Annotated in this window: 13 protein-coding genes, 22 tRNA genes and 1 rRNA gene; all 36 read left to right on the top strand. The window is 39.9% G+C overall.

All coding sequences use genetic code 11. The features are described 5' to 3' along the window. Nucleotides 1-6 precede the first annotated feature (6 nt). The 36 genes from rrf to ACO6VN_RS09045 all read left to right on the top strand — a co-directional run bounded on the left by rrf (nt 7) and on the right by ACO6VN_RS09045 (nt 8,039). Nucleotides 7-121 (top strand): 5S ribosomal RNA (rrf, locus tag ACO6VN_RS09220). Nucleotides 122-147: 26 nt separating this feature from the next. After that, a tRNA-Val gene (locus ACO6VN_RS09215) sits at nt 148-223 on the top strand. Nucleotides 224-227: 4 nt separating this feature from the next. Next, nucleotides 228-303: transfer RNA gene (locus ACO6VN_RS09210), tRNA-Thr, on the top strand. A 7-nt stretch (nt 304-310) separates the two neighbouring features. Beyond that, nucleotides 311-386, top strand: a tRNA-Lys gene (locus ACO6VN_RS09205). Between the two features lie 3 nt (nt 387-389). After that, nucleotides 390-471: transfer RNA gene (locus ACO6VN_RS09200), tRNA-Leu, on the top strand. Between the two features lie 29 nt (nt 472-500). Further along, nucleotides 501-575, top strand: a tRNA-Gly gene (locus ACO6VN_RS09195). Between the two features lie 6 nt (nt 576-581). Continuing rightward, nucleotides 582-670: transfer RNA gene (locus tag ACO6VN_RS09190), tRNA-Leu, on the top strand. Between the two features lie 9 nt (nt 671-679). Beyond that, a tRNA-Arg gene (locus ACO6VN_RS09185) sits at nt 680-753 on the top strand. Nucleotides 754-772: 19 nt separating this feature from the next. Next, nucleotides 773-846, top strand: a tRNA-Pro gene (locus ACO6VN_RS09180). Nucleotides 847-870: 24 nt separating this feature from the next. Next, nucleotides 871-946 (top strand) — tRNA-Ala (locus ACO6VN_RS09175). A 25-nt stretch (nt 947-971) separates the two neighbouring features. Continuing rightward, nucleotides 972-1,045: transfer RNA gene (locus ACO6VN_RS09170), tRNA-Met, on the top strand. A 34-nt stretch (nt 1,046-1,079) separates the two neighbouring features. Continuing rightward, nucleotides 1,080-1,153, top strand: a tRNA-Ile gene (locus tag ACO6VN_RS09165). A gap of 12 nt (nt 1,154-1,165) precedes the next feature. Further along, a tRNA-Ser gene (locus tag ACO6VN_RS09160) sits at nt 1,166-1,258 on the top strand. A gap of 31 nt (nt 1,259-1,289) precedes the next feature. Further along, nucleotides 1,290-1,363, top strand: a tRNA-Met gene (locus tag ACO6VN_RS09155). 11 nt (nt 1,364-1,374) lie between these two features. Further along, a tRNA-Asp gene (locus tag ACO6VN_RS09150) sits at nt 1,375-1,450 on the top strand. Between the two features lie 20 nt (nt 1,451-1,470). Further along, a tRNA-Phe gene (locus tag ACO6VN_RS09145) sits at nt 1,471-1,543 on the top strand. Between the two features lie 15 nt (nt 1,544-1,558). Then, a tRNA-Thr gene (locus tag ACO6VN_RS09140) sits at nt 1,559-1,634 on the top strand. A gap of 6 nt (nt 1,635-1,640) precedes the next feature. Beyond that, nucleotides 1,641-1,724, top strand: a tRNA-Tyr gene (locus tag ACO6VN_RS09135). An 11-nt stretch (nt 1,725-1,735) separates the two neighbouring features. After that, a tRNA-Trp gene (locus tag ACO6VN_RS09130) sits at nt 1,736-1,809 on the top strand. Between the two features lie 2 nt (nt 1,810-1,811). Further along, a tRNA-His gene (locus ACO6VN_RS09125) sits at nt 1,812-1,884 on the top strand. A 14-nt stretch (nt 1,885-1,898) separates the two neighbouring features. After that, nucleotides 1,899-1,970 (top strand) — tRNA-Gln (locus ACO6VN_RS09120). A gap of 6 nt (nt 1,971-1,976) precedes the next feature. Continuing rightward, nucleotides 1,977-2,051 (top strand) — tRNA-Cys (locus ACO6VN_RS09115). A 121-nt stretch (nt 2,052-2,172) separates the two neighbouring features. Beyond that, a tRNA-Gly gene (locus tag ACO6VN_RS09110) sits at nt 2,173-2,247 on the top strand. A gap of 195 nt (nt 2,248-2,442) precedes the next feature. Then, a complete protein-coding gene (locus ACO6VN_RS09105) occupies nt 2,443-3,420 on the top strand; it encodes a tyrosine-type recombinase/integrase (protein ID WP_422404566.1) in 978 nt (325 codons plus the stop codon). A 152-nt stretch (nt 3,421-3,572) separates the two neighbouring features. After that, on the top strand, nt 3,573-3,863 hold the full coding sequence (locus ACO6VN_RS09100; RefSeq protein WP_422404565.1) for a helix-turn-helix domain-containing protein: 291 nt from the start codon (nt 3,573-3,575) through the stop codon (nt 3,861-3,863). Nucleotides 3,864-4,182: 319 nt separating this feature from the next. Continuing rightward, nucleotides 4,183-4,575, top strand: coding sequence for a hypothetical protein (locus tag ACO6VN_RS09095; RefSeq protein WP_422404564.1), 393 nt, complete (start codon nt 4,183-4,185; stop codon nt 4,573-4,575). Nucleotides 4,576-4,700: 125 nt separating this feature from the next. Continuing rightward, complete coding sequence (locus ACO6VN_RS09090; protein WP_422404563.1) at nt 4,701-4,922, top strand: hypothetical protein; 222 nt, start codon at nt 4,701-4,703, stop codon at nt 4,920-4,922. 12 nt (nt 4,923-4,934) lie between these two features. Next, on the top strand, nt 4,935-5,456 hold the full coding sequence (locus ACO6VN_RS09085; protein WP_422404562.1) for a hypothetical protein: 522 nt from the start codon (nt 4,935-4,937) through the stop codon (nt 5,454-5,456). 304 nt (nt 5,457-5,760) lie between these two features. Beyond that, complete coding sequence (locus ACO6VN_RS09080; RefSeq protein ID WP_422404561.1) at nt 5,761-6,228, top strand: hypothetical protein; 468 nt, start codon at nt 5,761-5,763, stop codon at nt 6,226-6,228. Between the two features lie 2 nt (nt 6,229-6,230). Then, complete coding sequence (locus ACO6VN_RS09075; protein ID WP_422404560.1) at nt 6,231-6,635, top strand: hypothetical protein; 405 nt, start codon at nt 6,231-6,233, stop codon at nt 6,633-6,635. Then, nucleotides 6,632-6,841, top strand: coding sequence for a hypothetical protein (locus ACO6VN_RS09070; RefSeq protein WP_422404559.1), 210 nt, complete (start codon nt 6,632-6,634; stop codon nt 6,839-6,841). The genes ACO6VN_RS09075 and ACO6VN_RS09070 overlap by 4 nt, the downstream gene beginning before the upstream one ends. Continuing rightward, the gene (locus ACO6VN_RS09065; RefSeq protein ID WP_422404558.1) at nt 6,834-7,019 is read left to right on the top strand and encodes a hypothetical protein; all 186 of its coding nucleotides are present in this window, start codon (nt 6,834-6,836) and stop codon (nt 7,017-7,019) included. The genes ACO6VN_RS09070 and ACO6VN_RS09065 overlap by 8 nt, the downstream gene beginning before the upstream one ends. A 1-nt stretch (nt 7,020) precedes the next feature. Then, nucleotides 7,021-7,266, top strand: a complete 246-nt coding sequence (locus ACO6VN_RS09060) for a hypothetical protein (protein WP_422404557.1) — start codon at nt 7,021-7,023, stop codon at nt 7,264-7,266. Then, on the top strand, nt 7,263-7,496 hold the full coding sequence (locus ACO6VN_RS09055; RefSeq protein WP_422404556.1) for a hypothetical protein: 234 nt from the start codon (nt 7,263-7,265) through the stop codon (nt 7,494-7,496). The genes ACO6VN_RS09060 and ACO6VN_RS09055 overlap by 4 nt, the downstream gene beginning before the upstream one ends. Before the next feature lie 14 nt (nt 7,497-7,510). Then, complete coding sequence (locus ACO6VN_RS09050; protein WP_422404555.1) at nt 7,511-7,762, top strand: hypothetical protein; 252 nt, start codon at nt 7,511-7,513, stop codon at nt 7,760-7,762. Between the two features lie 13 nt (nt 7,763-7,775). Further along, nucleotides 7,776-8,039, top strand: coding sequence for a hypothetical protein (locus ACO6VN_RS09045; protein ID WP_422404554.1), 264 nt, complete (start codon nt 7,776-7,778; stop codon nt 8,037-8,039). Nucleotide 8,040 lies beyond the last annotated feature (1 nt).

The raw sequence follows: 8,040 nt of genomic DNA, 5'->3' as shown, positions 1-8,040 counted from the left end.
TATTTGTCTGGTGACGATAGCAAAGAGGTCACACCTGTTCCCATGCCGAACACAGAAGTTAAGCTCTTTAGCGCCGATGGTAGTTGGGCTTACGTTCCGCGAGAGTAGGACGTTGCCGGGCAAATATAAAAATTACATATATTAAATGGAGAATTAGCTCAGCTGGGAGAGCATCTGCCTTACAAGCAGAGGGTCGGCGGTTCGAACCCGTCATTCTCCACCATTTAGCCGGCCTAGCTCAATTGGTAGAGCAACTGACTTGTAATCAGTAGGTTGGGGGTTCAAGTCCTCTGGCCGGCACCATGTTTTAGAGCCATTAGCTCAGTTGGTAGAGCATCTGACTTTTAATCAGAGGGTCAGAGGTTCGAATCCTCTATGGCTCACCATTAGCGGGTGTGGCGGAATTGGCAGACGCACTAGACTTAGGATCTAGCGCCTTACGGCGTGGGGGTTCGACTCCCTTCACCCGCATTATTTAAAGAAATTAAGCATTTAATCTTGCAGAAGTAGTTCAGCGGTAGAATACAACCTTGCCAAGGTTGGGGTCGCGGGTTCGAATCCCGTCTTCTGCTCCATTATTTGCCGGGGTGGCGGAACTGGCAGACGCACAGGACTTAAAATCCTGCGATAAGTGATTATCGTACCGGTTCGATTCCGGTCCTCGGCACCATTTTAATATGCGCCCGTAGCTCAATTGGATAGAGCGTTTGACTACGGATCAAGAGGCTAGGGGTTCGACTCCTCTCGGGCGCGTAATGACCAGTTAAGGTTACGGGAAGTAGCTCAGCTTGGTAGAGCACTTGGTTTGGGACCAAGGGGTCGCAGGTTCGAATCCTGTCTTCCCGACTCTTTAAAAGTTATATATTAAATGGGGGCTTAGCTCAGATGGGAGAGCGCCTGCTTTGCACGCAGGAGGTCAGCGGTTCGATCCCGCTAGTCTCCACCATTTAAAATTAATACATTACCATTATGGCGGCGTAGCTCAGCTGGCTAGAGCGTACGGTTCATACCCGTGAGGTCGGGGGTTCGATCCCCTCTGCCGCCATTAAAATTAAATATGTCATACATATTTTGATTTTGGACCTTTAGCTCAGTTGGTCAGAGCAAACGGCTCATAACCGTTGGGTCGCAGGTTCGAGTCCTGCAAGGTCCATACTTATATAGTGGAGGAATACCCAAGTTCGGCTGAAGGGATCGGTCTTGAAAACCGACAGGGGCTTAACGGCTCGCGGGGGTTCGAATCCCTCTTCCTCCGCCATTATATTTGTACACTAATTATTTATTATTAAAGCGGGATGGAGCAGTTCGGTAGCTCGTCGGGCTCATAACCCGAAGGTCGGTGGTTCAAATCCGCCTCCCGCAATTATTATTTTAGGTCCCGTGGTGTAGCGGTTAACATGCCTGCCTGTCACGCAGGAGATCGCGGGTTCGATTCCCGTCGGGACCGCCATTTTTTATAATTTAATGTATGGCTCAGTAGCTCAGTCGGTAGAGCAAAGGACTGAAAATCCTTGTGTCGGCGGTTCGATTCCGTCCTGAGCCATCTTTTAAAGTTTAAGCCGGCCTAGCTCAACTGGTAGAGCAACTGACTTGTAATCAGTAGGTTGGGGGTTCAAGTCCTCTGGCCGGCACCATCTATCGGAGGGATAGCGAAGTGGCTAAACGCGGCGGACTGTAAATCCGCTCCTTCGGGTTCGGCAGTTCGAATCTGCCTCCCTCCACCATTATTATTTATAGGGGTATAGTTCAACGGTAGAATAGAGGTCTCCAAAACCTTTGGTGTGGGTTCGATTCCTACTACCCCTGCCATGGCGGTTGTGGCGAAGTGGTTAACGCATCGGATTGTGGTTCCGACATTCGTGGGTTCGATTCCCATCAGCCGCCCTTATTTTTATTAATGGGCTATAGCCAAGCGGTAAGGCAACGGACTTTGACTCCGTCACTCGCTGGTTCGAATCCAGCTAGCCCAGTTGTTTGGCGGCATAGCCAAGTGGTAAGGCCGAGGTCTGCAAAACCTCTATTCACCGGTTCAAATCCGGTTGCCGCCTCCATTAATAAATATTGCGGGAGTATTTCAACTCTTAGAATACATTCCTTCCTGGAATGAGATATAGGTGTAAATCCTATCTTCCGCTCCAATTCCATTTTTCCTAAATGATTAATTATTAAAATGCGGGAGTATTTCAACTTTTAGAATACATTCCTTCCCGGAATGAGATATAGGTGCAAATCCTATCTTCCGCTCCATTATTTCTTCCATAGGGAAGATTTTTTTATAGGATAAAGTTATGCCGGCGTGGTGGAATTGGCAGACACGCGGGACTCAAAATCCTTTGATGTGCCAACGTCAGCAAATTGTTGATATGACGCGTATTTACAACCGTATACCATTGTCGATTACGTAGGATTAAAATACTACGCGTTGATGGGCGGTATTCATATATGAAAAGACGTACGATAATCAATATTCCTACTGATAATGTTCGTTTAGATACTCCGAAAGACGAACTATCGAATAATCCTTCTTTTGACTATGCGGTAAAATTATTTATCGCCGACAGACAGTCACGTAATTTATCCGAAGATACCATTAAGTATTACAAGCAGAAACTTTCGTTATATAAACGCCGTTATTATGAGATGTACGGTAGTAATCCTCGTAGAGCTATTTTAAGGCGTAATATAGACGACTTTGTTACATACCATACGATAACACTCGACAACAAACTATCGAGCGCACAGGCGTGTCTACGTGCCTTAAAAGCGTATTGTTCGTTCTTAGTTAGCGAAGGCTTAGAAAAAGATAATCCTTTCGATGACTATACGTTAAGGAAACCGAAGAAGACGGTTATTAAAACGTTTAGTGTTCAGCAGATAGAACGACTATTACATCAACCGGACTTAAATACGTTTACAGGGTTTCGCGACTACGTGATTTTATTAACGTTGCTAGATACCGGTATTCGTATTCGAGAACTAGAATCGATTAATGTAGACGATGTAGTTTTAAACGAGAATTATATTTCGATTTATGGTAAGAACGGTTCATACCGAAATGTTCCAGTATCTTCGCAATTAAAGAAAGCGTTAAGTCAGTATATGAAGGTTCGTGGTTATAGCGATTCAGAGGCGTTATTTATTTCGAGTTTAGATTCGAGATTTCTTAGACGTTCAATACAAGACCGTATTACAATGTACGGTAGAAAAGCGAATATCCAAGATGTAAGGTGTAGTCCGCATACATTCCGACACACATTTGCTAAAATGTACATTAAGAATGGCGGTAACATTTTCGTACTACAAGATATACTCGGACATTCTACGCTTGAGATGGTTCGAGAGTATGTTCGATTATTTAGTAACGATCTATATAACGATCATAAACGACATAATCCGTTAGGAACGATATATAAAATTTAATAACGATAATTTATTTATTATCCGTAAAAGGCGATTCGACACTGTTTGTCGGTCGTCTTTTTTATTTGTCGAAAATTAATTTACGAAAAAGTGTCCGTCGAGAGTATGTTAACGGTATTAGTTATTAGAAAGCATAACAAGGAGGTAAAGCGATGGAAGAACGAAAGCCTTTTGTGATGTTGCCTAAATCGTTAGTTAAGGACGAACATATTAAGGCTGCTACAATCGGCGTATATGCGTCAATAGCCGTATGTTGTCACGATCAATACAAACTAGGAGCGCCGTCGAGAGCAACTATCGCAAAGATGTGCGGCATGAATAACAACACACTCGGCAAACATTTGAAGGTGTTAGTCGATAGAGGTTACATCGAAATAACGCACAGATTCGATAGTAGTGGCGGAGGCAAAACATCTAATCAATACAAGCTATTGAATGTGTAGTGTATCAATTTGGTTATATGCCTATGTATCTATTTTGACACTAGGTATGTATCACATCTGATATATAATTAATAATAATACCGATTAATAATAATACCTTATTAATACAGTACATACGTACTAACGTACGTAGGAGAGTTTTTCTTTGAAAAACACTCCATGCGATAGCATGAATATAATCGATTAAGTAAAAGATATTATCGGAGTAATAAAGGAATAACGGTGTATTACATTAAACGGAATATAAACGGAACTGATACAACGAAGTAATAGTAATGACTATAACTACGGTGTACTAGAAGAAAGGACGGAATTATAAATGGCGGCAAAACAATTTGATGAAATCGAAGTTAGCGAATGGAACGTTAATCACTTTTTCGGCTATATGAATAAATTAACGGAAGATAAATTCGGATTAGGATATGCACCAATGCGTTCATGGAATTTCGAACGTGGGTTAATCGGAGGTATTATCGGAACTAAAAAGAAAGAAGGTACGCACGATAAAGAATTGGTTAAAGCATTTATCGACTTAACATTTTCGGAGTATAAATCGTCCGAACAATACCCAGCACCAACATTCGGCTTTGTATGGACTTATCGACAAGGCGATTTACAGAGAGCGCAGATAAATATTCGTAAGCAACAATCGACTGAACAAGCATCGGAAGAAATACAGTCCGACAGTTTAGACGACTGGTTATTGTCTTAAAATACACGGAATACGCACGTAATAGCCCTTAAATAAGCCGATAGCATTTTGAGTGATATATTTACCCTTAAAACACTATCGCCTTAAATAAGGCGTAATTAGAGCGTTAAACGGGAGGTGTAGTTTTGAGTGAGTATATTATCGAAGTAGAGACAACGATAAAGATACGTAAGACGATAGATATTGACGCACTAAACGAATGTGATGCCGAACATAGAGTCGGACAGCTTGCGAGTTGCTATCCCGAAGAATTAACGGATCTATGGGATATGCCGATTGATGATTACGATATATTGACTATCGGTAAAGTAACCGATGAATACGTAGGTAACGGAATTAAATTTTAAGGAGGAATTGTGATGAAATTCAAAGAAGGCGATAGAGTACGAGTATTGAGGTGGAAAGATAATGACGTGAATTTTTATACTACGTTGGCATATGCACCCTACCCGGGATTCTATCATATGAGCGATAGTTCAGATTCATATTATAACGAATTAACTTTATTGAAAGAATACAATCACTATTTTGGCAAACAAGACTACTACGTCCTAGCAGAAGATGAAGAAGATACTAAAGGAGGAAACAATATGCCGACAATAAAACGTAAAGTAGAAATGAATTTACCACAGTTTATAGCATGGGCTGTGGATAATCATATAACAGGTTCTTTTTATGCTAACAATCGAGTAAATGCTAAAAGAATTAGATTTGAATTTGGTAGGATAGTTTCTTCTCATGGGGAGTTAAGAAGTCATGACACTTTCACAGTAGAAGTCGAGGAAGAAATTACGGAAGATACAGTGTTAGAAAAAGCAGTAGAAGTATACAGCGATGATATTAACAGTTATAGAGCTACTGCATGGAGAGAAAAAGCATAAAAGATATTTTGTCAACTAATCCAGACGGTACAATGACCAAGACAATACACTTAAATAACGATGATGGTACGCATACTTTAATTTGGACTAAAGAGAAAGGGTTGGTGGAGTAGATGATAGGCGGAACTTTAATACTCACTACATTAGGGTTTTTAATATTGATACTGATAGGTTCGTTAATACGTTTGGCTGTTTATCTTTTTAGAGATGGTTACCATCTGTTAGGAGTAATATGCGTAGTGTCAATAGTGTTTGTAGTTGGTGCGATATTGAAGATAATTGGAATATAAAGGAGTGATTCTGAATGGAACTAGGAGAATTAAAAAGTGATTCTTTAGATATTAGAAAAGAACGTAACCAATACAAACGTGAACGTGACGAACTAAGTGAGAAACTAGATAAAGAATGTAATGACAATTATAAGCTCGAAGGTCAATTGTACGATATGACTAAACAACGTGACTCTCTTATCAAAGAAGTAGAGAAGTTGCGAGAGGAATTAAGGGCGCACGTGCAATGCAATGACGAATTAGGTCGAGTGAATAAGATGAAAGAACAAGCAATCAGCGAATTAAAATTCGAGAATGATGCTCTTCGATTACAAGCCGATGAATATTTCGAGTTTTGGCAAGCCGAATTGGAGCAGCGCATAGAGCTATCGAATAGATGGTCGAAATTAGATGATTACGTAAAGGAACGTCGAGAAGTTAATCCGGCAAGCATACAGTATATAAAAATCGAAGGTATGATCCGCGAATTGGAGGGCGATTGATTATGGCAGAGGTAAATTACGAAAAGATATGGAAAAAGTTTAAGAGATATAAACAAGACGATTACAGAGAACTACTTGAATTTGAGGCATACGAGAGTGATAGACAGGTAACGGAAGTAAATATGCTGATAGATGAATTAGAAGTAGAGTTAGCTGAGATGGACGAATTAGATGGAACGAACGATAAAGTAAAATTCGCAAATCAATTGCATGATGAGGGTTTATACGAAAAACATTTTGAAATACAGGAAAACTTTAAAGATAGAGTGGCTAAGAAAGAAACGACAGACGATTTCGTTTCATGGGCATGGGCTAACCAAGAAACAGGGGGAAAAGAAAGACCTTATGAAGTAATAGAAAAGGTAGCTAAATTTCACGGAGTAGATAAGGAGCGTGATAAGCAATGATAGTAGAAAAAAGAACTTATTCTTATGGTAAGCTACCAAAACATTTAAGAAATAGAAACATAGAGCAAATAACGCTTAGACGTGATATAGCAAGATTGTGTGGAAAATACACTAAAACTCTTACTAAAAAAGAAATGTTATCGGTACTAAAAGATGTAGTCAAAGGTATGAAGAAATATTATAGGGAGCGTGAAAAATATGAATGAATATCAAAGAATGTGGAGAAGGTTAAACAGTATTCTTAAATTACAGATTAGAGAGTATCAAAATGCTGATGCAGTTACGGGCGGGTTGGACTACGAGAATGAAATAGAAATGGATACTTGGGAAGGCGTTTTGCAAGAAATGGATCGTATAGAAGAGGATATCAAGGAGCGTGAGTGATGTGGGATATGAACACGAAAGATGGATAAAACACTTAATTGAACTTAGATTAATTACAGAAGGTTACAATCCTAACGGAGAAACTAAAGCAGTAGAAGAGCTGCGAGAAGTATACGCTAAAGCAAAAGCGTGGGATAACTATTTAGCTGACGTAGATAGTAGTGTCCGTGAAATATCGAATAACGAGGACGAGGTTAAGTGGCACGTAGATTACGCAATAAACGAGTATATGGAGGACGGACAATGACTACTAACGAATTTATAGACGCAGTTAAAAGTATCGGCTATAAGGTTAATCAGTCGAACAAAAACGTAACTAGACGCAAGCATAAAATACAGATTACTCGAGAAGGACAACGGCATCCGATCGCATGGGTATTTACTAACGAAATGTACTCTATGAGGAGTTTAGGTGTTGATGCTAAAACATACGATTTATTAGTAGATTATAGTCGAACACCAATAAACGAAAGATAAAGGAGAGTGTGTAAATGATCGAGAATACAGGCGAACTAGCGAAAGTGCGAAGAGAAGTTGCTGATAACTATTTACGAGAAATGTGGGAAGAAAAGGTTGAGCCGAAGATTCAGAAAAAAGTCGCTAAAGGGAAGTCGAGACTAATTATTAGAGGTTTTTATTCGCCACATTCCACTGAACAATTAGCCAATATAGGCAGAGAATTTGGATATGAGGTACAAACAGAGCAAGGTTTCCCGTTAGAAAAAATATGTATTTATTGGTAGGAGGGAATAACTCATGAAAGCTAGAAAGAAACCAGTGGAAGTTGAAGTTATGCAATTCACGAATGAAAATGTAGACAAGATATTAGAGTGGAGTAACGGTAAGATAATCCTCAATGAATCTCCAATGGTTTTTGGAGACTGCTTGATTATATGGACGTTGGAAGGAAACATGAAAGCTAGTTATGAAGACTACATTATTAAAGGTGTTAAGGGAGAGTTTTATCCATGTAAACCAGATGTATTCCATAAGACATATGAATTACTAGAGGAGGAATAAG

Source organism: Mammaliicoccus sp. JADD-157 (genome assembly GCF_049310805.1).
Lineage (GTDB): Bacteria > Bacillota > Bacilli > Staphylococcales > Staphylococcaceae > Mammaliicoccus > Mammaliicoccus lentus.
The sequence above is the reverse complement of the archived record's forward strand: the minus strand, read 5'-3'. Positions and strand labels throughout refer to the sequence as shown.